The organism is Enterococcus sp. S22(2020) (assembly GCF_020295385.1).
GTDB lineage: Bacteria > Bacillota > Bacilli > Lactobacillales > Enterococcaceae > Enterococcus_L > Enterococcus_L dunnyi.
Genome location: NZ_JACFUD010000004.1, coordinates 486,243 through 510,253, shown reverse-complemented (window position 1 = coordinate 510,253; position 24,011 = coordinate 486,243). Strand labels below are relative to the sequence as shown.

At 37.4% G+C, this 24,011-nt stretch carries 23 protein-coding genes, 1 tRNA gene and 1 pseudogene; 1 reads left to right on the top strand and 24 read right to left on the bottom strand.

Features of this window, described 5'->3' with window-relative positions:
- Positions 1-97: 97 nt before the first annotated feature.
- On the bottom strand, positions 98-1,246 hold the full coding sequence (nagA, locus tag H3T55_RS10960) for an N-acetylglucosamine-6-phosphate deacetylase (RefSeq protein WP_225534488.1): 1,149 nt from the start codon (positions 1,244-1,246) through the stop codon (positions 98-100).
- 104 nt (positions 1,247-1,350) lie between these two features.
- On the bottom strand, positions 1,351-2,178 hold the full coding sequence (locus H3T55_RS10955) for a helix-turn-helix domain-containing protein (RefSeq protein ID WP_087641498.1): 828 nt from the start codon (positions 2,176-2,178) through the stop codon (positions 1,351-1,353).
- A gap of 192 nt (positions 2,179-2,370) precedes the next feature.
- On the opposite strand from H3T55_RS10955, the gene H3T55_RS10950 reads away from it, so the two are divergent.
- Positions 2,371-2,547, top strand: coding sequence for a hypothetical protein (locus tag H3T55_RS10950; protein ID WP_225534487.1), 177 nt, complete (start codon positions 2,371-2,373; stop codon positions 2,545-2,547).
- Between the two features lie 87 nt (positions 2,548-2,634).
- On the opposite strand, the gene H3T55_RS10945 is transcribed toward H3T55_RS10950, so the two are convergent.
- The 22 genes and pseudogenes from H3T55_RS10945 to H3T55_RS10840 form a co-directional block, all read right to left on the bottom strand.
- Positions 2,635-3,852, bottom strand: a complete 1,218-nt coding sequence (locus tag H3T55_RS10945) for a pyridoxal phosphate-dependent aminotransferase (protein ID WP_087641496.1) — start codon at positions 3,850-3,852, stop codon at positions 2,635-2,637.
- Between the two features lie 199 nt (positions 3,853-4,051).
- The gene (locus H3T55_RS10940) at positions 4,052-5,707 is read right to left on the bottom strand and encodes a glycoside hydrolase family 13 protein (RefSeq protein WP_225534486.1); all 1,656 of its coding nucleotides are present in this window, start codon (positions 5,705-5,707) and stop codon (positions 4,052-4,054) included.
- Positions 5,708-5,818: 111 nt separating this feature from the next.
- Positions 5,819-6,475, bottom strand: coding sequence for a hypothetical protein (locus tag H3T55_RS10935; RefSeq protein WP_225534485.1), 657 nt, complete (start codon positions 6,473-6,475; stop codon positions 5,819-5,821).
- 299 nt (positions 6,476-6,774) lie between these two features.
- Complete coding sequence (locus H3T55_RS10930; RefSeq protein ID WP_225550162.1) at positions 6,775-7,044, bottom strand: hypothetical protein; 270 nt, start codon at positions 7,042-7,044, stop codon at positions 6,775-6,777.
- Positions 7,045-7,048: 4 nt separating this feature from the next.
- Positions 7,049-7,423 carry a hypothetical protein gene (locus H3T55_RS10925; protein WP_225534483.1) on the bottom strand — a complete coding sequence of 125 codons (375 nt, stop codon included), beginning with the start codon at positions 7,421-7,423 and terminating at the stop codon, positions 7,049-7,051.
- A gap of 6 nt (positions 7,424-7,429) precedes the next feature.
- Positions 7,430-8,695 carry a hypothetical protein gene (locus tag H3T55_RS10920; RefSeq protein ID WP_225534482.1) on the bottom strand — a complete coding sequence of 422 codons (1,266 nt, stop codon included), beginning with the start codon at positions 8,693-8,695 and terminating at the stop codon, positions 7,430-7,432.
- Entirely contained in the window at positions 8,688-9,440 is a 753-nt protein-coding gene (locus H3T55_RS10915) for a tandem-type lipoprotein (protein WP_225534516.1), read from the bottom strand. Before H3T55_RS10915 ends, H3T55_RS10920 begins: the two co-directional genes overlap by 8 nt.
- 665 nt (positions 9,441-10,105) lie before the next feature.
- Positions 10,106-10,188 (bottom strand) — tRNA-Leu (locus H3T55_RS10910).
- 89 nt (positions 10,189-10,277) lie between these two features.
- A pseudogene (locus H3T55_RS10905) lies at positions 10,278-10,658 on the bottom strand (pyridoxamine 5'-phosphate oxidase family protein); the annotation flags it as partial.
- A gap of 105 nt (positions 10,659-10,763) precedes the next feature.
- Entirely contained in the window at positions 10,764-11,489 is a 726-nt protein-coding gene (locus H3T55_RS10900; protein WP_087641490.1) for a YdcF family protein, read from the bottom strand.
- 218 nt (positions 11,490-11,707) lie between these two features.
- Positions 11,708-12,151, bottom strand: coding sequence for a SprT family protein (locus H3T55_RS10895; RefSeq protein ID WP_225534515.1), 444 nt, complete (start codon positions 12,149-12,151; stop codon positions 11,708-11,710).
- Between the two features lie 44 nt (positions 12,152-12,195).
- Positions 12,196-14,385, bottom strand: a complete 2,190-nt coding sequence (locus tag H3T55_RS10890; RefSeq protein ID WP_225534514.1) for a Tex family protein — start codon at positions 14,383-14,385, stop codon at positions 12,196-12,198.
- 255 nt (positions 14,386-14,640) lie between these two features.
- Entirely contained in the window at positions 14,641-17,052 is a 2,412-nt protein-coding gene (locus H3T55_RS10885; RefSeq protein ID WP_225534481.1) for a glycosyl hydrolase family 18 protein, read from the bottom strand.
- 135 nt (positions 17,053-17,187) lie between these two features.
- Positions 17,188-17,922: a metallophosphoesterase gene (locus H3T55_RS10880; RefSeq protein ID WP_225534480.1), complete on the bottom strand. Its 735-nt coding sequence runs from the start codon at positions 17,920-17,922 to the stop codon at positions 17,188-17,190.
- A gap of 134 nt (positions 17,923-18,056) precedes the next feature.
- Positions 18,057-18,464 (bottom strand): EVE domain-containing protein, encoded by a 408-nt coding sequence (locus H3T55_RS10875; protein WP_225534479.1) that lies wholly within the window; start codon positions 18,462-18,464, stop codon positions 18,057-18,059.
- A 16-nt stretch (positions 18,465-18,480) separates the two neighbouring features.
- Positions 18,481-18,900: a pyridoxamine 5'-phosphate oxidase family protein gene (locus H3T55_RS10870; protein WP_225534478.1), complete on the bottom strand. Its 420-nt coding sequence runs from the start codon at positions 18,898-18,900 to the stop codon at positions 18,481-18,483.
- A gap of 95 nt (positions 18,901-18,995) precedes the next feature.
- Positions 18,996-19,553 carry a cob(I)yrinic acid a,c-diamide adenosyltransferase gene (locus H3T55_RS10865; RefSeq protein WP_087641485.1) on the bottom strand — a complete coding sequence of 186 codons (558 nt, stop codon included), beginning with the start codon at positions 19,551-19,553 and terminating at the stop codon, positions 18,996-18,998.
- A complete protein-coding gene (locus H3T55_RS10860; RefSeq protein WP_225534477.1) occupies positions 19,537-19,995 on the bottom strand; it encodes a EutP/PduV family microcompartment system protein in 459 nt (152 codons plus the stop codon). Before H3T55_RS10860 ends, H3T55_RS10865 begins: the two co-directional genes overlap by 17 nt.
- Before the next feature lie 34 nt (positions 19,996-20,029).
- Entirely contained in the window at positions 20,030-20,413 is a 384-nt protein-coding gene (locus H3T55_RS10855; RefSeq protein WP_225534476.1) for a DUF4430 domain-containing protein, read from the bottom strand.
- A gap of 23 nt (positions 20,414-20,436) precedes the next feature.
- Positions 20,437-21,123, bottom strand: coding sequence for an ECF transporter S component (locus H3T55_RS10850; RefSeq protein ID WP_225534475.1), 687 nt, complete (start codon positions 21,121-21,123; stop codon positions 20,437-20,439).
- Entirely contained in the window at positions 21,113-22,789 is a 1,677-nt protein-coding gene (locus H3T55_RS10845; protein ID WP_225534474.1) for an ABC transporter ATP-binding protein, read from the bottom strand. The genes H3T55_RS10850 and H3T55_RS10845 overlap by 11 nt, the downstream gene beginning before the upstream one ends.
- Positions 22,762-23,649, bottom strand: coding sequence for an energy-coupling factor transporter transmembrane component T (locus H3T55_RS10840; protein WP_225534473.1), 888 nt, complete (start codon positions 23,647-23,649; stop codon positions 22,762-22,764). Before H3T55_RS10840 ends, H3T55_RS10845 begins: the two co-directional genes overlap by 28 nt.
- Between the last annotated feature and the right edge of the window lie 362 nt (positions 23,650-24,011).

Sequence of the window (24,011 nt, the reverse complement as noted above, 5' to 3'; positions counted from 1 at the left end):
TATCTAATTAGATAACAAAACTCCTTGTATAACACAAAAAAAGAGTGATGCCAAAACTAAAAATCAGTTTTGCATCACTCTCTTTTTTCACAAAGTGTTACTTGCGGTATCTTTCGACTCCATCTAAATAGGTCGCTGCTAGCTCCATCGTTGGTTCTAACACGATAAAGTCTGCATCTCGTCCTTTTGCAATCATTCCGCATTGATCATCGATCTTACAGCTGACTGCTGGCACTAATGTTGCCATCATGATTGCTTGTTCTGGTGTAGCAATTTCCCAATCGACAACATTCTTGATTGCTTCTTTCAGCTTCAAGATACTTCCAGCTAAATTACCAGTTTCTAAACGGGCAGTTCCATCTTTAACTACAACTGGAAATTCACCTAAGTTATAATTACCGTCAGGCATACCCCCAGCCATCATACAGTCTGTAATCAAAGCAACGTGATCGTGCCCTGCTTTTTCCATCAAGATGTCTGCTGCATTTGGATGTACATGATGCCCATCACAAATCAATTCAGAAAATACATGATTTAAAGACATCAACGCACCAACCATACCTGGTTCACGATGATTTAAACCTCTCATCCCATTATACGCATGGACAAAAACACTAGCTCCAGCTTCAACAGCCTCTGTTGCTTGTTCCAGCGTCGCATCACTATGACCTAAAGCAACAACAACGCCTTCATCTGTCACAGCTTTGACGAATTCTTTTACTCCCTTACGCTCAGGAGCAAGAGCGATCTTCTTGATCAATCCGCCGGAAGCTTCTTGCCATTCATTGAAGGTATCTAAATCAGGATCACCAAAATAGCTAGGATTTTGCGCTCCTTTATGTTCTTCTGTAAAGAAAGGTCCTTCAAAATAGATTCCTTGTACTTTCGCACCAGGAACATCTTGATACACTTCTCCGATCGTTTGGGCTACATCTTTCAAACGTTCCTTACTTGATGTCAGTGTTGTTGGTAAAAATGATGTTACGCCGCAAGACAATAAACCTTCTGACATTACTTTCAAGCCTTCTGCATCATTGTCCATGACATCATGATTCATATACCCGTGGATATGTGTATCGACCAATCCGGGAGCGATCCATTTGCCTTCTTCTTTGATCACTTTTGCATCTGATTCCGGGACTTCCTTATAATAATCTCCAAAAATACCATCGGTAATTTCTAAATAGCCAGGTCCTTTTACATCGCTTTTCAAAAAGAACTTTTCAGCAAAGATAAACGTTCTCATCTTCATCCTTCTTTCTCATTTTTTTCTACTTTAAACGTACTCTTAAAATCAGTATAAGTCAAGAATGGTGTAGACCTTTTATAAAAAAACTTACGCTGTCTTCGTTAGATTTTAATTGTTTCAATGTGTCGGATTTGTTCAGATAGTGCCTCGTATTCTTTCGCTTTATCAATGATTCCTTTAGCCAGCATCAATTGACTCTTCAATTGAAACAGCTCACTTAAATAGTAATAGCTATTTCTATAGCGAGACCAGACGATTCCTTGATCGATATATATTTGAGCATCATCCAACCGTCCCTGATCCTTTAAGAATTTTGCGTAATTATAGAATATTTTTGTCAGTTCAGCATTTACCCGTTCATTTGGCAATTTATGAAAATAGTGAATACTAAGCTTTAAATATTTTTCAGCTTCATTTATTTTACCAATACTGCCATAAGTACTGCCGATACAGCTGATCACCTGAATTTCAAAATCTGATAAATTGTCCTTATTAGACTGGTACGTATACGATAGCCCTTTTTTTAGATCGAAGATCGCCTGCTCATAATTATTGTGGAGATAAAATTTACAACTACCTAAATAATAATAATAGCGCTGCCAATCTGTATCTAAATGAAGACGATCTTCGATTTTGGTCGCCTCCATGTAATCCATGATTTTACTGTATTCTTTATGACGAAAATAATCAGCGATTTTTTCAAACATTTGAGTTAGCAGCCGAACATCATCTGATTTAAACTGCATAATTTGATCGATCGTCACACCCAAGCGCTGACAGAGTTGCTGCATAACAACAACATTAGGCAATTCTTCGTTATTTTCGATTCTGCTTAATACGCTCTGTGAGCAAATATCTTCTGACAACATCTTTTGTGTTAATTTTCGATTCTTACGAATTTCTTTAATAACTGCTCCAAAAGAGTCCATTTCTTCACTCCTATGCCTATTTTAATTATCATAAACAATTAAAAATGCATCGTTTGATAAAAAAAAGAAAAATATGCGAATTCGCATTATGTATTTATTGTACTTTATTGCATAATATACTGCAAGAACATTACCTAACGCTAGACCAAGACGATTTAAAAATTTTACTTTGTAAATAAGGAGTGTTTACTCATGGAGCAGGAGAAACGAATTAGCTTTAGCTGGGAAAAAAATAGTTATATGGGCTATGTCGAAAAAGAATATGAAAATGCATATCTTGTTGTTGTTTCAGATCCAAGTCCAGACATGGAAGAAAAATATACAAATCGAATGGTAATTAGTAAGAAAGATTGCCGTAGTACAGACTGATTTTATTCTGGTTGCGATAGTCTTAATTAAAAAGCGGTTCAAAACGAAACAAAGTTTTGAACCGCTTTTTTTGTTGAAAGAATTACCTTATTTTTGTTTATAACTACTTAAAAATGTCCGCATCTTTTCTGCTGTCAACTTCAGATCTTCCATTTTTGGTAAATAGACGATTCTAAAATGATCCGGCTGTGTCCAGTTGAATCCGCCGCCGTGGACCAATAAGATATGATGTTCATGAAGAAAATCCAGTACAAATTTTTCGTCATCATAAATATCGAAGCGGGCAATATCTATTTTAGGGAAGATATAAAAGGCCGCTTTTGGCTTCACTGCTGAAAGCCCAGGTATGTCGTTGATCGCATTATAAATGTACTCTCGTTGCTCATACACCCGACCGCCAGGCAATAATAATTCATCCACACTTTGATAACCACCTAAAGCTGTCTGGATGATTTGCTGCGACAATACATTGGAACACAAACGCATCGATGCCAACATATTCAAGCCTTCAATATATCCCTTCACATGTTTTTTATTTCCACTCAAGACCATCCAGCCGCAACGGAAACCAGCGACCCGATGTGATTTAGATAGACCATTCAAGGTAACGACAAAAAGATCAGGGGCAAGTGTTGCGATCGGAATATGTGTCAATCCGTCCATGACCAAACGATCATAAATTTCATCTGAAAAGATGATCAAATCATTCTGTCTGGCGATTTCAACGATCTGTTCTAAGATTTCTTTTGGATATAACGCACCTGTTGGGTTATTAGGATTGATCAACACGATCGCTTTTGTATTTGAAGTAACTTTCGCTTTAATATCATCAATATCAGGATTCCACTCTGCTTGTTCGTCACAAATATAATGGACTGGGTTGCCTCCAGCTAAAGATACAGATGCCGTCCACAGCGGATAATCCGGCATTGGGACTAAGACTTCATCTCCATTATTCAGCAAGCCCTGCATACACATCGTGATCAGCTCACTCACACCATTTCCCGTATAGATGTCGTTGATCGTCACATTAGGAAAGCCTTTGACCTGACAGTATTGCTCAATCGCTTTTCTAGCTGAGAAAATTCCTTTTGAATCAGAATATCCTTCTGAATTTCTGACATTTGTTATCATGTCACGCACAACTTCATTCGGTGCATCAAAACCAAATGGCGCAGGGTTCCCAGTATTCAGTTTTAAAATGCGGATGCCTTCTTCCTGCATTCTATCTGCTTCTTCTAAAACTGGACCTCGTACATCATAGCTGACACCGTCTAGTTTATTGGATTTCTCGAAATTTCTCATACTGTCTCCCTCATTTTCAAAAAATTTATATGTTTAAAGTTACGCCACTCAGAAAAAAAAAGCAATCAAAATTTGGAAAATTTCTAAAAAAATTTCCTTTTTTTGATTGCTTCTATTCTCATTCGATTGAAAAAATAAGCCCTACTTCCTCCATCTTTTAAACTCAGCTTTATAGACCAAAGGAAATTTTCTTACCTTGTTAGTCTCTTTTATACTTATACACTCTTGCTTCGTATGGGGCAAATAGAGTGTGTTGATGAATCTCATGATCATCCAAATTTGAAAGCAAGAGTGTCCACTCTTCAATACGAACATTTTCTGGTAAATCTGCCGATGCGAATTCTTTTGATAGATTGATAATCACAACATAGCGCTCTTGTTCCAAACGGCGCCCATAAACAAATAATTGAGGATGTTCCGGCAGATAAAGTTTATAGCTGCCATAAATCAGGGCATCGTTCTGGTTTCTAAGTTGAATGACTTGTTTGTAAAAATTCAAGATCGACTCTGGATCGTTGGTTTCATCTAGTACATTGATCTCCTGTTTGTTTGGATTGATTTTAAGCCACGGCTCTCGTCTTGAAAAACCTGCAAATTCTTCAGCTGTCCATTGCATGGGAGTTCTCGCATTATCACGTGAAGTTCTGCGGATCACAGCCATTGCAGTTTCTTCATCCAATCCGGTTTGGAGCATGTCATAATAGAAATTTTTTGTATCTACCGCATTGATGTCGTCGATTGAACGAAATGGCATATTCGTCATACCGATCTCTTGTCCCTGATATATAAAAGGGGTTCCTTGAAGCAGTAAAAACGTCAAAGCTAAGGCTTTAGCAGAAGCCTTCCAGAATACAGTCTCTTCACTTCCAAAATTTGAGACAGAACGCGGAATATCATGGTTTTCCATATAAAGAGCATTCCAGCCACGTCCATCACCTAAAGCTTCTTGCCAAGCAGTCAATGTTTTTTTAAAATGGATGACATCCAACTTTTCCTGCTCATTTCGATTCCACAATGAAATATGGTCAAATTCAAAGAGCATATTGAAGTAGCCAGTTTCTGCTCCGACCCATTGGTGAGCTTCATCCGCACTAACACCATTCGCTTCTCCTACGGTCAGGATATCCCGCTTTTTAAACACATCACGTAATTCTTCTAAATGCGTTTCAATTCCTTGAACATTTTTATAGGGTGCGTGAGGGTCATCTCCAGATATGGTTTCAAGCGGTGCTTTCTTTATATGAGAAATGGCATCCACTCTGAACCCATCGATCCCTTTATCCAGCCACCAGTCGATCATCGTGAATAGTTCTCTTTTCACTCGCGGATTTTCCCAGTTTAAATCCGGTTGTTCTTTGGCAAATACATGAAGATAGTATTGATTTGTCGTTTCATCATATTCCCATGCAGAACCACCAAAGATCGAAACCCAGTTATTCGGCGGACCATCGATCGTTCCATCCGCCCAGATATAATAATCTCTATAGTCATCTTTGATCGAGCTACGTGACTCTAAAAACCACGCATGCTGATTAGATGTGTGATTGATCACTAGATCCATGACGACTTTGATCCCTAACTCATGGGCCTCTTTTAATAACAGTTCAAACTCCTCCATCGTACCAAATGTTGAAAGGATTTTTTGATAATCACTGATATCATAGCCATTATCTACATTAGGCGATTCATAAATAGGGGTGATCCAAATAAAACCGATGCCGAGGTCTTTCAAATAGTCGAGTTTTGAGCGAATGCCATTCAAATCACCAACACCATCATTTGTTGTATCCATAAAACTTCTTGGATAAATCTGGTAACCAACTGCCTCTTTCCACCATGCTCTTTTAATGTTCATTTGGCTCACCTTCAATTCTCAATCTTATTTCATTCCATTATATAAGATATCAGAAAAAAGCGTATGTAAAATGCCCATACGCTTTTTTATCGATACATTGTTCGTTCTATTCTAGTTGATTGGTGTTAAATCAATGGAATAAGAAGTTAACAAATCAAAATACAAATCATTATTTAATGAGATATAATAAGTTTTCCCTTCTTCTAAATGAAGTTCTCTTTCAAAGTAAACTGAATCTCCGGCTTTTTCCATCTCGCTAAAGTCAATACTCAGCAACTCTTCCTCATCACTAGAAAGTCTAAAGCTTCCATTCCCACCTGCATTAGAAAGTAGTATCAAGTTCAGTAAGTACTCATCACTTATAGCAGTAAATTTCATTTGCTCAACATCATAAGGATGGTCAAACTGGCCTAAAATGGAAACGTTACTTTCAATTTGCTTATACTCGCCCCAATCTGGAAACTCATCTACTTTAACACTTGAATAAACTGTCTTTCCTTCAACTTCATAGACGATCCTTGCCGAACCTTCTCCACTTGCTGTAATAACACCATCTTGATTGATTGAAAAGCTAGGTACATCATCTAAAAGTCTCCAGTTTTCCCCAGGAAGCTGATATGAATCCCCAACATGATCCAATGTGATATGTTCAGAATGAGCACCGATTTTCGTTCCACCCCAAGAGCTACCGACCACAGTCTTTCCAATCACTAAGCCACTAATCAACATAACCATACCAAATAAACCAACACTAATGAACTTTTTCATCCATATCCCTCACTTTCATATTGATAGTTAATTATATCATAAACGACCTTATGACAAAAAAAACAAACAAAAAATTTTGTGTTCGGATAATGAATAAAAATAAAAAGAGAGCATCTCTGCTCTCAAAATTTATGCGGCCAAGAAGACTCGAACTTCCACAAAATTTAGTTCGAGTTTCTACATTGATAAATCGCTATATATCAACATCCCTAAATTAAAGTATCTTATATCTTTAACATTTCTTTTTTCCGTCATCTCCCTTTACAAAACATACAAAAAATGATGAACCTCGAAGTTCATCATTTTCCATCTTCTGTAATAGTTGTTAGTTTTTTAGAAGTATTTTCAAACGTTGTTTTTGCTTTTGTTACCCATGCCCCTTTTGCAGAGGTTTGAAAGTTTGAAATATAGTTTGCACTACTACTTTTTAATCGTTCTACTTGAGCTTGTCCCATGCTTTTAACAAGTTGCTTTTTCGTTTCTGCTGTTTGAACACATGGGGGAGCAACCATGCCTCGTATCAGAGCTTTTTCCAGTTCTTTTCTTAATCTTTTTAACTCTAATTTCATTTTTTCACTGCTCATTTTCTTTTTTCCGCTCATTTTCTTTAAAAAGAGTAAGTTCATCTTCTATTAATCGGGTTTGTTTCTTATAATGAATCGTATTTTCTTCTTGTTTATTTTCTAGTTCTTTCATTGCCTGATTAACAACCCTATCCCCATCATCTTTACATTGTTCTAATAAATGATAGATTCTGCTCATATTTACTGGTTCGCTATATTCTGCTTGCTGATAATGATAGCGATAATTTTCTGCAAGATTTTCTAACTCACGACTAAATTTTTGCTTTTCATAAAAAGCTTCTTCTATCTCTTCTTCAATCTTTCTTTGGTTCTTTTCATACTCTGATTCTAGCTCTGATAATATGTTTATATATGTTCTCTCCATGAGAGTTTATCCTCCTATTTGTCTCGCTAACTCTTGGTCTGTTTCTACTTGTTTATTTATAGATGATTGTATTTGACCAATTAATTCATAGTATTCTTGTTGTATTGAAGATAATTCTGATATTTTTTGTTCATATTCTTCTTTTGGTTCTATTCGAACAATTGGCTCTGTTGCACCACCACCACTTAAAGAATCTAATACTTCGCCTTGATGTAATGTAGAGCCTATGGAGTCGGCTGTTTTCAACGTATCAGTCCATAATTTATCGGAATCTTTCTTTGCTTCCCGATACATTTTTTTGATATCATCTATTTCAATTTGAAGAGTTTTACTCATTCCTTGTGTTAATATCAGTGCTTCGGACGCATCCAAATAAATTTCTTCTGAAGCAGACAGACCTCCTCCGCTTTTTAAAAGCTTTGCCCGTAACACATCCACTGCTTTTAATTTACTCCGAGTATCTGTTTGAACTTTTTGTTGAGCTATATAAATTTTATTTAAATCAGGTGTATGTTGACGAATAAATTCTTGTTCTTTTTTTGTTAAAAAACCAGTGATTTCATGTGCTTTTCCGTTTTTTATAACAATAATTTTTCCTGGATAGACACTCCCACCTATTCCAGAAACTTTATTTAATGGATCATCTTCTGATACAAAATAAATAATATTCCCTTTATAACCACTTAACAGTTTCTCAAGTTCTTTTGCATTCGACAAATTTCCTTTTGTCGGAACACTCGTTAAAACATTCATCAAAGGTGCAGAATTGTAAAGAATGATGTTCGGTACATTATGCGCCATACCCATAACAGTTCCATTTCTTCCGCCTAAAGAGTGCCCCGTAACTGTATCAATATCGTAGCCATTTGCTTTTAAATCGTTCATAAACTTGTTACTAGCATCAAAATATGCTGACGAAGGGCCGTCTCCTTTAAAGGCTATATTCCCCCATTGCCCAACATCTTTAGAACCTTCTCCAAAAAAACCATTATCAAAGTTAGTACCTGCAAAACCAACCACTACTTTTCCTGTATTGTTATCTATAAATGCTACACCACTTGAACTTGTTTTAGAGTCGTAGAATGCATCTACTAGTTGGAGATTAGAAGGAAATTTCCCTTTTTCTTGTAATGTATCAATTTGCCCCTGAACCTCTTTTAAAGGTATGTTATTAAGTAATGCATTTTCTACTTCATAAGAAATTGTTGATACCGCACTGGTTGCTTCAGTATCTTTTTTTATCCCTTTATCTTTGACTTCATATTTACTCACTTGTTAAATCCTCCTCAGAAAGAGGTTGAAAATCAATAGAATCTGTGAAAAATATACTTAATTTTTTATCAAATCTAAATTCTAACTGTTTATAACCAACCGAGTTACCTTCTAAGTCCCCAGTTCCTTTCAACAACAAAGTAGGTGATTCATCTGTTACAATATCATAATTGCTTCTCAATGCTTGGACATTGGAATCTTCATTTGTCAATTGATATTCTAATTCATACATTGGAACTTCCGGATTATACATTTTTTTTATATTTTTATATTTATCTAATTTATCAAAGTTTCCATACTGGACAAAGAACTTGAATTTTTCAACCTTCTTTTTAATTTCTTCCTCTTGTACATCTCCTAATAAATGAAAACCACTACCATCGTATATAACTGGATACTTTTCTTTCTCAATAGGCTTACTTAAATCGTTAGAAATTTTTCTAGTATAATAAAACCCTTTCGCTTTTCTTGTATTTCTATTAATCCTTAGTAACATACCTTCTGTGAATAAATCTCCTTCTTCTGTTTTACTCATTGAAAAGTCAGAATTTAACACCCAAACCCCCTTGTCATTCTTATCAAACTCATCATCTCGGTAGCCTTCCATATCGTAGAAACTTTCCAGATTTGGTGTTGGATACATTGCTAATACCTTATCAAAACTTTGTTCAATTTCTGCTTTATTTTTTTTTTCACATCCAGTTAATCCACTCATTATCATTAGTCCTCCTATAAATAAATACAATTTTTTCAAAATACTTTCTCCTCCTAAACAGGATGAAATTTATTTACACCTTAATCAAGATTTATTTTACCAAAAGTAGGATGCAATAGATAGTTATATATTACATTTTCGTTATTCAATTTTAAATATTATTACTGATTTATGGATAAAAAAAGGGATAGTATACTTTACAACATACTATCTTCTCCTATTTAGTATTATTATATTAAACTACGTTATTAATTTCCTGTTGCAATGCAAGTACAGCATTAGGATTATCATATACACATTTTGCATCAGCAAATTTAAAAATCACAATTGACCAACTATGTATACTATAATTTTTTCCATTCAAATCTAATTTCTTCATAGCTTCTGTTGTTGATTCTATTTCTTCAATTACATATCCTTTTAAATACTAAATTTTACTAATGTGAATACCAACTATAGTGCAACTTTAAAAACAATTCCAGATAGTTTTAGAACTTCAATGTTTTTATTAAATACTATGTCTATCTCCAAGAGGGATCCAACAAAAAATTAACACAAATAGATTTTTTTGAAAAATTAGAGTAATTAACGTAATCGATTACAATAGTTCTCTAAAAAATATCACATCAGAACTTTTAGGAAGAAATAAAAAAAGAGTGATAAACCTTATCACATCAAGGTTTACCACTGAATGATGCGGCCAAGAAGACTCGAACTTCCACGGGAGTACTCCCACCAGCCCCTCAAGCTGGCGCGTCTGCCATTCCGCCATGACCGCCTAACAAGATTCGGCAAACCGCATCTGCCGAACTCTTTTAGTATAAAATACTCAATTATCAAAGTCAATCCCAGAGTAAGTTGGACCTACTACTTGCGTTCTTTTGCTGTAAAACTTGTGACCTCGATTTGAATCAGCCCAGTTCCTAGAACTTGTTTATCCGATAGATCAAAATCCATTCGTTTCGTTTCATGCTCCATCAATTTTAATAAAGCATGTCGTTTACGCTCTAAATCAATTAAAATAGTGGCTATTCCTTGCCCAATGATACTTCTATAATGATAGGTATACTTTGCTGCGTCATCAGCTGTAATCAGCTTATGACGACAATCCATCTCAAAACCGATCTTGGGGTTTGCTTTTAGTAGTGAGAGTTTTTTCCCTTGTCGTGCGCCATGAACATATATAAACAATCGTTCTTCGATCCATTCGTAGCCAAAATTTACAGGGACGATATAAGGAAACTCTTGATCAAAAAATGCTCATCTCGCGACATGAGCTTCGTCTAAAATTTCATCAATGATTTCTTTGTTGACTACCTCGAACTCTTTTCTGCGCATGTTCTCACTCCTTTTTTAGCGTACGTACTCATAATGATAATGATCACTCAATTTTTCATAGGCAGACAGGACTTCTGTCGGAATTTCTAGCGATTCGATATAGCCTGCTCCCTTTGGACCATAACCATTACGATCATCTCTCAAACGAGGGATTTCACCTAAAACTAGTGAGAGAAAATAGTCTTTTGTCCAAAGACCGTTCAGTTGCTTGGCTTCAAAGGTCAAGGATGTATCGATTGTTTTAATATATGGAATAAGTGGTACTGCATTTGTAAATTGACTGCCTGATCCTCGCCATTCTTTCTCAAAAGTAGCTCTAAGCCTTCTTTGCAGAATAGGGTCTTCCAATAGCAGCACACGTTGAGGTGCTAAATCATGCTCTCTAATTTTTGCTAATGAAAAGCGGGCATTTTCACCTGAATTTTTTGAGCGGGTCTCTGTCAAAAATAGTGTTTCGGACAAACCATATCTTTCTTTAAAATAGGTGATGTACATCTCCGCTTCACTCGTAGCTCCTACTTTGACTCCTTGATCTTCGAAGTTTTTTGCTAAAAAGGGCGTGGCATGTCCGACTCCGCCGACCACCATGACTTTAGAGGTACGCTTACTCTCGTACAAGTGAATCAACTCATCTGCCAGATACGGCAAACTATTTCCAGCTAAAATTGTCAGGTCATAGGTGCCTTCGATTTTTTCTTTAGCAGATAGATACTCAATGACTGTATTCCAATACTGTATCATCGTCTCTCTCCTTTTTATATAAGACAGGAACTGGGACATAACTTTACGAGTTACGACCCAGTCCTTTAAAAACGAATAAATGGTAAAAACAAAAGCAACCATCAAGCTATGCTTTGATTACATCAGCTAGCGTATAACGTTTCACCAGTGAAGCTAGCAAAATTCTATGTGCTAGAGCACTAAGCGTTGAAACCCTTGGGAGGAAACTAAGATCATAATCATAGTTCAATTAGTTTTCCACGACACTTTCCGCAGACAAATCGCTGTGTATTGATTCTACGTTTACGTAATATCAAAGTTTGACATTTTTCACATTGATATTGATGGTACGACTGTGGTTTTTGCTCTACCAGCGGCCGAACATAGCGGCTGCCTCCGGTCTGTTTCAATAGTGCTTTAAATTCTGCATCTTTATGCTGATACCCTTTACCTTCTATATGAAGATGGTAATGACACAATTCATGCTTGATCACATTCACTAATTCTGGTTCTCCGTAACGTTCAAAAACTTTCGGATTAAAATCGATGTTATGTGACTGTAAATGATAGCGTCCGCCAGTTGTCTTCAGTCGTCGATTAAAATATGCCTGATGACAGAACGGTTTACCAAAATCAGCTAAAGAAATTCTTTCGACTAACTCTTGCAGTCGCTGATCATTCATTTCATCATTATCTGAACGATATTCTTTTGAAGAACTGTTCAAGATCACTCTTTCCTTTCAGTTTGCGGCAGCATCGTTAAGCTGATGCGCCCTTTCTTCGTATCGACAGCTTCTACCCAAACAGTAACCACATCACCTACTGCAACGACATCTGTCGGGTGTTTCACAAATTTAGTACTAAGTTTAGAAATGTGCACTAAACCATCCTGTTTCACACCGATATCTACAAACGCGCCAAAATCGATCACATTACGAACAGTACCTTGCAGTTCCATACCTGATTTTAGATCTTCCATAGACAAAACATCTTTTCTTAATAGTGGCGCCGGCATTTCGTCACGCATGTCTCGCCCTGGCTGAATCAATGCTGCAACGATATCTTTTAGCGTCTCACTTCCGACAGCCAATTCTGCTTCTACTTGTTCCAATGATAAATGCTTAAGTCCTTGGGCGGCCTCTGAGGTACCAAGCTCTGTCAGTTTGATTCCTGCTTTTTCTAAAATTGCTTTTGCAGCATCATAGCTTTCTGGATGGATACCTGTATTATCTAAAATATTTTTTCCATTTGGAATACGCAAGAAGCCGATTGCTTGTTCATACGCTTTTGGTCCTAAACGCGGCACTTTTTTGACTTGGTTACGAGCAGTAAATGCGCCATTTTCATCACGGTAAGTTACGATATTTTGGGCAGTCGTTTTATTTAAGCCGGAAATATGCTGTAATAATTGCGGACTAGCTGTATTTACATTAACTCCAACTTGGTTGACTGCAGTCTCTACAACGAAATCCAACTGTTCTGCTAAGCGTTTTTGAGACACATCATGTTGATATTGACCCACTCCGACTGCTTTTGGATCGATTTTCACTAGCTCTGCCAATGGATCCTGTAAACGTCTGGCAATACTTACTGCACTTCTTTCTTCGACCTGTAAATCAGGAAATTCAGTTCGTGCCACTTCACTTGCAGAATATACTGAGGCACCTGCTTCATTGACGATCACATAAAAAACGTCGCGTTTGATTTGTTTCAATTGTTCTGCAACAAACAATTCTGATTCACGGCTGGCTGTTCCATTACCGATCGCTACCATTTCTACTTGATGTTCTTCGATCAACTTGTTGAAAATCGAACCAGCTGCTGCTCGTTTTTCACCTGAAGCTGGCTTATGAGGATAAATGACTTGAATGGCTAAAACTTTTCCTGTAGCGTCTACTACAGCCATTTTACATCCCGTACGATAAGCTGGGTCAAAGCCTAACACAACTTTGCCTTTCAATGGCGGCTGCAATAGAAGATTACGCAGATTTTCACCAAAGATCGAAATCGCCTGCTCATCTGCTTTTTCTGTCAATTCATTGCGAATTTCCCGCTCGATCGCTGGACCTATAAACCGTTTATAGCTGTCTAAAAAGGCAGCTTCTACATAAGGAGCAGTTGGTGATTGGTTATCCGATATCAACTGACGTTCTAGGTAGTTTTGAATTTTTTCTTCATCAACGAACAATGAGACTTTCAAGATATCTTCTTTTTCACCGCGATTCGTTGCTAAAACACGGTGTGAGACCATCCTTTTTACAGGCTCAGAAAAATCATAATACATTTCATAGACGGCTTTTTCATCTTTTTCCTGATCTTTGACGACACTGATATATTGCCCCTGATTAAAAGTAAAATCACGAATCCAGCTGCGGAATTTAGGTTCATCACTTACTCGTTCTGCGATGATTTCATGTGCACCTAGTAATGCTGCCTCTGGTGAATCTACTTCTTTTTCATCATCGACATATTTTTGTGCTTCTACAGTGACATCTGCTGTTTTTGGAAAGCTCATCAACCAATCTGCTAATGGCTCTAAGCCTTTTTCCTTTGCGATCGTCGCTTTTGTACGGCGTTTTTGTTTATACGGTCGATAAAGATCTTCGACTTGCTGCATTTTTGCAGCTTTTTGAATGGCTTTCGCTAATTCTTCTGTTAATTTTCCTTGTTCTTCAATTAAGCGTAGGACTTCTTCTTTACGCTTTTCTAAATTGCCTAAGTAAGTGTAACGTTCTTCGATTTCACGGATCTGTACTTCATCTAAACTGCCAGTCATCTCTTTTCGATAACGAGCAATAAAAGGAACAGTGTTTCCTTCACTTAATAAAGTCAGCACTGTTGTAATTTGTTTTGAACGGTAATCTGTCAGTTCTTTTTGAAGCAGGTTCACTACCTCTTGGTTATACGCTTCCGCCATAAATTCCATACCTCTTTTCATTAACATACTCTTTTATTCTAGCATATTTTACGGTGGAAACCTAGAAAATGGCGGGAATCTTACACTTCTTAGTTCATTTTTCTAAAGATTTCTTAACTAAAAATCGAGTGCAAGACAAATCAGATATTCTGCTTTGTCCTGCACTCAAAAATTCTATTAATTGTGATAGAAATCAGATTTTATTCGACTTTAAACGATTGTTTCTTATTTTATTTCATTTATACTGTGCCATATTCAGTTCTCTATTCGTTTCGAACGCTTGCCTTTGATGATCATAGCTCCAAGAAATAGACCCAGTATCGAAAAACCAAACCAGAAACTAGTATGATCCAAGCGACTCCCTGTAGAAGGCAGATTTTTACCAGAAGGCTTCACTACTAGTTTCTCATAAGTATAAATAACTTCTTCTGCGTTTTTTGTATAGATCCCTTTCGCATTCTTAGGTGTCTCTATAAGTTTATATCCTTCAATAGTTAAAGAAGATGTTTCGTAGGCTTTGCCTAATGCGCCTGTCAGCTGCGTTGAATCCGCTAATTTGTTTCCTGAGGTATCTTGATAATGTACAAGCACCCTTCCTACTTCCTGTGGTTCGATCACGCCTTGTGGTTGATAAACGATCACTATATCTTGCTGAAGGTTGAGGAAAAGACCCTCATAGGTATTTTGCAATGCTTGATATCCTGCGATTTCTGGAGCAGAGTAATTGAACGTTGTTCCAACTACATCCTTTAACTCCACAGGTTCTTTTAATTCTTTCCCTATTTCATCGACAAAGTGAACAAGAACAATGCCTGTTTTCTCTCCCTTGTCTTGCGGTTCATAAATACGTTGTGTTCCGTAAGGTGTCCCCACGATCCGTTGAGCCAAAGTGATTTCAGAAACATTCCTGACATCTGCAAACGGTGCATCCGTTGTCATCACCAACTCTATTTCCTTACCAGGAGCTATTTCACTAAATCCTAGAGCATTCAAGTCGATTTGATAGCTAAATGCTTTTTGCTGATTTCTTGTTTCTTCATTTACTGGCTCCAAAATATAATCACCGATTTTTAATGTTTCCTCACGAGTAGTGCTAAAAACTAAATAACCATTTTTTATTGTTTTATGATTTTTTTCAGTTGCAGCTAAAATCAAATCAGTTTCACTCAGGACTTCATTATTTCTTATTTTTAATATATAGCCCTCATGCTCGACTGTCCGAACATCCAACGCTGCTGATACCGCAAGTTCTTGTGTTTTTATTTCATTCATCGGCAGAGCTGCCTGTCCATATAAGCCGTCAAAAATTGCAGAAGTCAGCTGATCTCTGGTCGTCCCCGCTGTAACTGCATCTTGAGACTGCATCCAAGTGATCATTCCGCCTAGATTTTTTTCTTTTACATAGGCCGCTTTTTCCTTCAGAGAACGTTCATTATCAAAAGTGAAAAACACTTTAGATGTTTTCCCGTATAAATACGGTGCTTTCGATCGATCATCCCAATATTCTTTTAGATCTGGATATTTTTCCTTTAACAGATCAAAATTCCGAAATGACCAGATACCGCCATTTCTACCACCATCACCGCTAACGATCGGTAATTCATTTTCTGCTCCTCGGCTCTTATTGCCATCTCCATCAACCGTGGCGAAATCAGTTGTTCCAAAAAGTCCTGGTTGGTTGACTGGATCTGGACCATCATTTTCAACATTTCCCCAACCGCGACTGTAAAAGGCTGCACCAATAACTAGTTTTTCAGCAATAGCTCCATTATTTAGATAGTAATTTACACTATCATTGATACTAAAAGACCATGGTTTTCCATTTCCTTGAGGGGCATCAGGACTTGTATATAAACCAGAATGATGATTTGTAGCGTTTTCCCAAGCTCCGTGGATATCATAGGTCATCACATTGGCAAAATCCACAACATTGAACACGCCAGCAATATCTGTTCCTTGATTGATCGTATACGGTCCAGCTGCTAATGCAACAGATAATTCATAGGTTTTTCCTGTTTTCTTGCTCAATTCATTCAATCCTGCTTTTAGCTCTGTCAAAAGCAATACATAGTTCTCTTTATCTGCCTCTGAAGCGTGAGGTGTTCCCTCATCCTCCGCACTATCAACTAAATCTGGTTCTCGTACACTGCCTGGGTATTCCCAGTCGATATCAAGAAAATCCATCTCATTATATTGAACAAATTTGATCAGATTATCAACTAAACGCTTTCGATAGCTCTCATTCTGCGCATTTTTAGCAAAATCTCCTGACTTGGTCCAGCCTCCTACAGACACACCGATCTTCAAGTTACTATTGCGTAATCGAAGCTCCTGCAATGCATTCAGTAATCCTGCACTGGCGCTTCCTTCTACAACGGTTGCTTCCCCTGCCGGCGTCTTTAATGCTGCGAACTCATCCGTCCATTCTAAATTTCCTTTTTCATCAAAATCTAAAAAAGCAAAATTCAAATGAGTCAGCTTTTCAGCTGGAATGTCTTTTGGATAAAAGATTCCCTGACTTTCCTCGATCGACCAATCCCCATAATACATGACATTCCGCAACCCTTGATCTTCAGCATGTCCTATGATCGATTGACAAAAAATACTTACAAACAATAGTAACCCAATTCCCCAAACTGTACGTATTCCTTTTTCTTTTTTCCCCATAAACGTCTCCTTTCAAAAATGATATCGCTTTCAAACATCATAACATAATGCTTTTAATCTGTATATATTATAATGTTTATTTTTGTAAGAAAAACGGTATGGGAAAAATGATCATTATTTTTAATCATCTTTCGCTTAAAAAGTTGGTTGCCAAGGTCCTTGCCTATTTTGAAGCTCGATATCTTGAACAATGCCTCTCTCGTTAAAAATAACCCCATGAACTGAACCGCCAAAAACAGCGCCTCCATCGATGCCGATTTTATGATCTGATATCCACAAATCTGTCGTTTCCATATCTCCGTGCAGCATCGGCGTGATTGTGTGTCCAAAAACAATTGTCTTTCCTGTATTATTTTTTCCCTGATGAAAAGCGTCTCGGATCCAGATGAAATCATGTGGGCTTGTTTCACGCCAATCCTTTTTGGCTAAATCAACACCAGCATGAACAAATAGATAGTTTTTCCATTCGAAATATAGAGGACGTTCTTTTAAAAACTCGATCAGCTCTTTGTAGCGGCTGCGGATCATCATTGCGATCTCTGTTGGTGAGTATTCATCTGTCGCTCCTTTATGAAGCAGACTTTCCATCGTTTCTTTCCCGCCATTACGCACATAGCTAGTAAACCAGTCCTCTGGCTGATTCAAAAACTGAAGAAAATATTCTTCATGATTTCCTCTAAGATAGATAGCCTGATACTTTTCAACTAATTCTTTTCCAAGCAAAAAGCTCTCCTTAGTCTTTGGACCACGATCATTAAGATCTCCGATCAAAACTAATTGATGTACTTTTGGATCGAAATAATCAATCAGTCCTTTAAATAATTCGTATTCTCCATGAATATCACTGATCGCATAAAGATAGTCTTTCATTTTCATCCCCCTATCTGCTTACTTATTACTTTATTATAGCTCACAAAACAACGCTTGCTTTAGCAAATCGATTTACTCAAAAAAAGAAGCCAAACAAAACTAAATATCCGTTTTGTTTCGGCTCTTTTAATTCATTATTCTTCGATCATTTGAGATGAAATAAACGTAAATAATTCTTCCGGGATTTCAAAATGTCCAAACCTCAATCGTACGCGGTATTCCTGCCATAAAGGAAAATCCTTTACCACTTTTAATGGCAGAGGGGTGATTTGTTTTATATACGCTACATTTTTTCTAAAAGGAATGAAGTCAGGCGCCATTTCAAAAGGATAGGCAGCACCCGCTAAAATTTGTCCGATTGCAATAAATCGTTGAGAAGGCACTTGTGTTTTCAAGCTTTTCTTAGGCGCATAATAAATTAGCCAGTCTCCTTCATTCATTCTATTCAACGGTGCTCCTTTTCCATGACAAAGCTGAGCAAATCCGCCTGATACACCGATTCCTACATGATCTTCTGATGCAACACCGATCCAATACTTCATCTTCTTTCCTCTTTTCTTAGATGTGAATCGTTTCTTTACTATCCATTCCTAAAATCACGATCGCTTCTGAGAAATGAATTTCATATAACTCCAGCATATCACCTGCTTGTTCGATATTTTCTGCATAGCTGGGAATTTTTTCGACCCATCGATCTACTGTATCATAAACAGAAAGAGAGCTTCTTTTCACTTGAGCCTGCTGAACTCGAACATGATTGGTATTCTCTTTTGGGATCGTTGTGAAAGCAACAGTGTTATTAGCAGCAAATTCAGTTACTTTCTGATTTCCTTTAAACGTTGAGAAAAACAAGCACCCTTTTTCTTGGTCATAAAAGAAATTAACGATCCGAACATTTGGTCTTTCTTTCACACTAGTCGCCAGTGCAATTTCAGTTTGTTCCATCATGATTTTTTTAAATGCTTCTGTTGTGTTCATTTATTTCACTCCTTTATTGTTCAGTCCTGTGACTGATAAACTCATAGTAACAAAGAAACCCTGACAACAGCTTGTCAGGGTTTGGACACTTTTTTTTAAGAATGAAAAACTTGCGTATTGCGGCGATAACGAATATCTTCTCGTCCTTCACGGAAATTGATAAATCTTGCTACTGCATAAAAATAATCAGATAAACGGTTCAAAAAAATCAGTGCATCCAAATTGATTTCTTCTTGTTCCTGTACACGAACAACACAGCGTTCTGCTCGTCTGGCAACAGTTCGAGCCATATGCAATAAGCTTGCAACTGGACAGCCGCCTGGCAAAATAAATTCCGTAAGCGCTGGCGGTACTTCTGCATATTTATCGATTTTTTCTTCCAACCAAAGAGTAGAGGCTGGTTTTGTTCGATAGCCTTTTGCGCTAGTCGGCGTCGCCAGATCTGTTCCACAGTCGAATAGAATTTGCTGGATTTCTTCCAATTCTTTTTTTATTTCACGATATGTTTGCATTTGGCTGATCGTATAGCCGAGTAGTGAGTTCAACTCATCAATGGTTCCATAAGCCTCCACTCGATCAGAAGCTTTGCTTCTTGTTTCACCGCCAATGATTTTTGTTTGGCCTTTGTCACCTGTTTTAGTGTAAAGTTTCATTTTTATCCCCTCCGTCTGACTCTAGATAAGCAAGCAATTCATCGATGCCCTGATCTTCAACAGCAGAGATCATAAAGATTTTTTTCGCACCAGCCAGCTCAAGCTGTCTTTTCGTTTGCTTCAAGTCTTCTTCAGTGGCTAAATCGATCTTGGTGATGATTCCGATACACGGCTTTGCAAAAGATGAAGCAAATAGTGGTGAAAAGGTTTGTCTTTTTTCAACTGCACTAGCCATCAGTACAATTAGTTCGGCTTCCACAGCGGTGGTCAATAGCGCACTATAATAATTACGATGCTGAATAAATTCACCTGGTGTATCAATGATTTGATCATGAAATTCAATCGCCTGCGTTTTATTATACGCCAATTCCTCTCCTTTAAGTTTTTGAGAAAGAGTCGTTTTTCCACACCCGACCGAACCAATAAAAATCGCTTTTTTCACCCTGATTTCCTCCTTGCTGCCTTTTTAAAACGTGCTATAACTTGTTCAAGCTCCAAGTGATCGTTTCACCATCTTTAGGAAAATACTCAACTGCTCCAACATCGGGCTGCTTACCATCTACATCGTATAACCAGTATTTGCTTGCTTTGGCATCTTGCTTATGTCCATCGATACCAACGATAAAATCTTTATCCATCTCAACTTTGAAATTTTTCTCCATCACCGTTTGCAACGATTCATTTTTGTCAACTGCTACCTCTTTTTTAGCAAATTCTTTTTCATCTTCTATTAAAACGATCGTGACTTTTGCTGCTGCTTCTTTTGTTTCAGCCGTTTCTTTTTGTTCTTTGGTATTTCCACATGCACCTAATAAAACTAGTGCGACCATAACTAAAACTACTCTCATTACTTTTTTCATTTTAACATCCACCTTTGTCTTTATTATTTTATTTCGTATTTGATTAAAATACGTTGAAGCTTTTTCTGAATGACGCGAAATAGAACACAGGAAAAAAATACATTGGAAAAGCAATACGAAAGCGTATGCGGCAGCGCTGTGATAAAAAGCGCTGCATATCTTTGCCATGAGAAAAAACGATCGATCGAATAAACAGTCCAAATATCCATGAAAAAGGAGAAAAACAACCCCGCAAAGATACCGTACACTGCTAAGAACCAATAACTTTTTTTTAGCAAACTGCTCATCCAGGGAAGTCCTGCAATACAGCCGATCAATCCCCACGATAGCATCTGAAACGGTGTCCACGGTCCTTGGCCAAACAACATATTGGATATGATCGCTGATAAAGACCCCACTAAAAAGCCAACCTCAGGACCTATGCAGATTCCTGAAATAATAATGATCGCAGTCATTGGCGTAACGGCTGGAATCATATAAAATAGAAATCTGCCGGACACTGCAAACGCAGTCAAGACTGCAATCAGCACTAATTCTTTAATATTCATCTGCTTTTTTTCATAGCGATAATAAATCGGAAGACACGCCAGCAGCACTAAAAGCAAAGAAATTATTTGATATTGTGCGGAAAGAAAAGCAGCAATACATACTAGTAGAAAAACAAGTCCAAAAAGAAGCTTGATACCATTTTGTTTATCCTTAATGCTCATTTTTCTGACTCCTTTTTTCTGTCTGACAAACGTCAATTACTTGGTCTGTCGTCACTAAATGTGTAAAGGTTTCACGAGAAATACGACTGGCTGCTGTTGTATAAAATGCGTGATCACTAAAAAAAGTTTTCGGCTCGGCCGTTGTTAATACTTTATGCTGGAAGAACAATCCGCAACGATCAGATAGCTCTGCAGCAAAAGCTAGGTCGTGCGTGACGACCAAAATCGTTTTTCCTTCATCCGCTAATGTTTTCAGTAATTGAATCAATTGTTTTTTTCCATAATTATCGATTCCTTTGGTTGGCTCATCCAAAAGCAGCACACTGGGATCCGTCAATAAGACTTTGCCTAAAGCAGCGCGTTGACATTCTCCACCACTCAAATCAAAAGGATGCTGTGATAGATTATCTGTAATGCCAAGTAAGGCTGATACAGCTTCGATCTTTTTTTGCTGCTCAGACTCATGATAATTTTTTCCTTGAAGATATTGTTGGTATTCTTCCAATACAGAATCTTTAATAAACAGCATTTCCGGACTTTGTGGCAAAAAGCCGATGTGCGCTCGTTGTTTTTTCAACGGCTGTTCAAATAGCGCTTGCTTCCCTTGATAGCAGTCATAAATCCCTGCAATCACCTTCAATAGGGTCGTTTTTCCCGTTCCGTTTGCCCCAACCAGCGAAAATATCTCTCCTTTGTTTAAGGTCAGATCGACACCTGCTAAAATATCGTCTCCATTTTTTTCATATCGGAACCAACAATTATTCAAGACAAGGCTAGGTGTTTTTGTCGGTTGTATGTTCGTTTGATCAGTTTCTTGTTTCTTTTCGTGTGCAAAATGTCTTGCTAAAAAACGTTTTCCTTCAACCACTGTGATTGGAGCTTCATCTTCAATATCAAGAGCATGATAGATCTGCAGCGCGCTAGGTAAGCTCAAAATAAATTTGTCTAAATCTAATCGTTGATCTTTGACAGCAGTAGAAACTGCTTGCGGTTTTTCTACAAAGACCAATGCCCCACGTTCTAAAAGAACGACTTTATCAGCTAATGCAAAAACGGATTCCAAGCCATGCTCCGCTAAAATGATCGTCAACCCCATTTCCCGATTCAAACGGATCAAAATATCAATAAAATTTTGTGCTGCGATTGGATCAAGCTGCGTGGTTGGTTCATCTAAAATCAGTAGTTCGGGCTGCATCACTAAGACAGAGGCTAAGTTCAGCAGCTGTTTTTGGCCTCCGGATAGATCAGCCGTCTGCTCCTCCATCAATTCCTGAATCCCTAAAAAATTAGCCATCTCGGCAATCCTACTTTTGATTTGAATAGCTGAAAGCCCCATATTCTCCAATCCAAAAGCCAGCTCATGCCAGACTGTATCAGTGACGATTTGATTTTCTGGATTTTGCATGACATACCCAATTTTACTGCTTGAAAACGTCTCTGAGAGTTCGCCAAACTCTTTTTCTTGTAAAACTATTTTTCCAGTTTTCGTTCCTGCCGGAGTCAATTGAGGCTTCAACATTTTTAATAATGTTGTTTTACCGCTTCCGGAAGCACCGCACAGCAAAACAAACTCACCTTTACTGATCGACAACGAAATATTCGTCAAACGCTTGTGTTCATCCCCAGCGTATTGAAAACTTAAATTTTCGATTTCAAGATAGTCCAAATGATCGCCTCCTTTAAACGGTTGAATGTCGGTAGAAAAGCTAAAACTAAAATACCCAAATAACTTGCCCATTGCCTCTTGAATACCTCAAAAAAATTTTCTACATAAGGATAATAATCAAAGTGATAAAGGTCAGCAAATAATAGGTACATAAAGACTATTGTCGTAACACCTAATATCAGAAGAAAGAAAGAATCTTTTTTTTGCCACTCATACTGAACCCGGCTGCTTCTTTTACCAATACCATATCCTCTAGCTTTCATTGAACTTGCTGTATCCATCGCGTTTTCCAACGACCATGAAAACAGATTTCCGAATAAGTCCAACCCATAGGAGACTTTTTGTTTAAACGAGCGATCTTGCGTTCTATGGACTGTTTTCTGTACTTGATTGAGTTCGTGATAATAACGCTGAAACAATGGAATAAAACGAAAAACCATTGTCAAAATCAATGCTAATTTAGGAAAACGCTGTCCAAACAAATAATAGAACTGTTCTAAATCGATTTGAGATTGGAAATTTTGAAAGAGGTAGAGAACTCCAGCAATCATTAGACCCATGAAAAATCCATAAATGAATGCTTCTTTGGTCACTGGTCGACTTAAAAAGAAAAAGAGGATCGTTCCACCTCTATGTACAAATAATGGATTGGTGATCGTGATGATCAAAAGAAAGATCAATGGATACAAAACGGATCGCTTCTTTCGCCCATTTAGCTGCAGCAACTGAAAAGATAGACTACCTAAAAAACAAGCAGTGATGATCAGAGGGTTCGTTGTACTCATCAGGATCACTAATACTAAAATATAATAGGCTGTAATCACCAAAGGATGTCTACGTTCAAAAAAAAATTTATTCATCTATGTCTCCTTTCTTCGATCGTCGGTTTAAATGTTGAAGAAATGCAATAAAAAAACAGCCCTCACTTTTATAAAAGCGTGCTGTTTGAATTGACGATTATAACTGAATGTTATTCTGTCAGATAAGCAAACAACGTTTCACAAAAGAGTATCATCAAACACAGCCTGTCAATTGTTCAAAAAAACAATTCGTTTAGCGACTGATTGATCTGTTACTATTTGCTATATCTTCCTTGACATAATCATTCATAGTGGGTAAGAAACGTCGTTGTTGCTTACTTGTTCATTATATAAATTTATCTTTCTAAAGTCAATACATCGACGTCTTTCTGCTTTTTCTTATCCACTATTTTTAACCAAAA

Excerpts from the sequence above, each read along its gene's own strand:
- nagA (WP_225534488.1), bottom strand. The coding sequence starts at position 1,246 with ATGAGAACGTTTATCTTTGCTGAAAAGTTCTTTTTGAAAAGCGATGTA.
- H3T55_RS10955 (WP_087641498.1), bottom strand. The coding sequence starts at position 2,178 with ATGGACTCTTTTGGAGCAGTTATTAAAGAAATTCGTAAGAATCGAAAA.
- H3T55_RS10950 (WP_225534487.1), top strand. The coding sequence starts at position 2,371 with ATGGAGCAGGAGAAACGAATTAGCTTTAGCTGGGAAAAAAATAGTTAT.
- H3T55_RS10945 (WP_087641496.1), bottom strand. The coding sequence starts at position 3,852 with ATGAGAAATTTCGAGAAATCCAATAAACTAGACGGTGTCAGCTATGAT.
- H3T55_RS10940 (WP_225534486.1), bottom strand. The coding sequence starts at position 5,707 with ATGAACATTAAAAGAGCATGGTGGAAAGAGGCAGTTGGTTACCAGATT.
- H3T55_RS10935 (WP_225534485.1), bottom strand. The coding sequence starts at position 6,475 with ATGAAAAAGTTCATTAGTGTTGGTTTATTTGGTATGGTTATGTTGATT.
- H3T55_RS10930 (WP_225550162.1), bottom strand. The coding sequence starts at position 7,044 with ATGAAATTAGAGTTAAAAAGATTAAGAAAAGAACTGGAAAAAGCTCTG.
- H3T55_RS10925 (WP_225534483.1), bottom strand. The coding sequence starts at position 7,423 with ATGGAGAGAACATATATAAACATATTATCAGAGCTAGAATCAGAGTAT.
- H3T55_RS10900 (WP_087641490.1), bottom strand. The coding sequence starts at position 11,489 with ATGATACAGTATTGGAATACAGTCATTGAGTATCTATCTGCTAAAGAA.
- H3T55_RS10895 (WP_225534515.1), bottom strand. The coding sequence starts at position 12,151 with ATGAATGATCAGCGACTGCAAGAGTTAGTCGAAAGAATTTCTTTAGCT.
- H3T55_RS10890 (WP_225534514.1), bottom strand. The coding sequence starts at position 14,385 with ATGGCGGAAGCGTATAACCAAGAGGTAGTGAACCTGCTTCAAAAAGAA.
- H3T55_RS10885 (WP_225534481.1), bottom strand. The coding sequence starts at position 17,052 with ATGGGGAAAAAAGAAAAAGGAATACGTACAGTTTGGGGAATTGGGTTA.
- H3T55_RS10880 (WP_225534480.1), bottom strand. The coding sequence starts at position 17,922 with ATGAAAGACTATCTTTATGCGATCAGTGATATTCATGGAGAATACGAA.
- H3T55_RS10875 (WP_225534479.1), bottom strand. The coding sequence starts at position 18,464 with ATGAAGTATTGGATCGGTGTTGCATCAGAAGATCATGTAGGAATCGGT.
- H3T55_RS10870 (WP_225534478.1), bottom strand. The coding sequence starts at position 18,900 with ATGAACACAACAGAAGCATTTAAAAAAATCATGATGGAACAAACTGAA.
- H3T55_RS10865 (WP_087641485.1), bottom strand. The coding sequence starts at position 19,553 with ATGAAACTTTACACTAAAACAGGTGACAAAGGCCAAACAAAAATCATT.
- H3T55_RS10855 (WP_225534476.1), bottom strand. The coding sequence starts at position 20,413 with ATGAAAAAAGTAATGAGAGTAGTTTTAGTTATGGTCGCACTAGTTTTA.
- H3T55_RS10850 (WP_225534475.1), bottom strand. The coding sequence starts at position 21,123 with ATGAGCATTAAGGATAAACAAAATGGTATCAAGCTTCTTTTTGGACTT.
- H3T55_RS10840 (WP_225534473.1), bottom strand. The coding sequence starts at position 23,649 with ATGAATAAATTTTTTTTTGAACGTAGACATCCTTTGGTGATTACAGCC.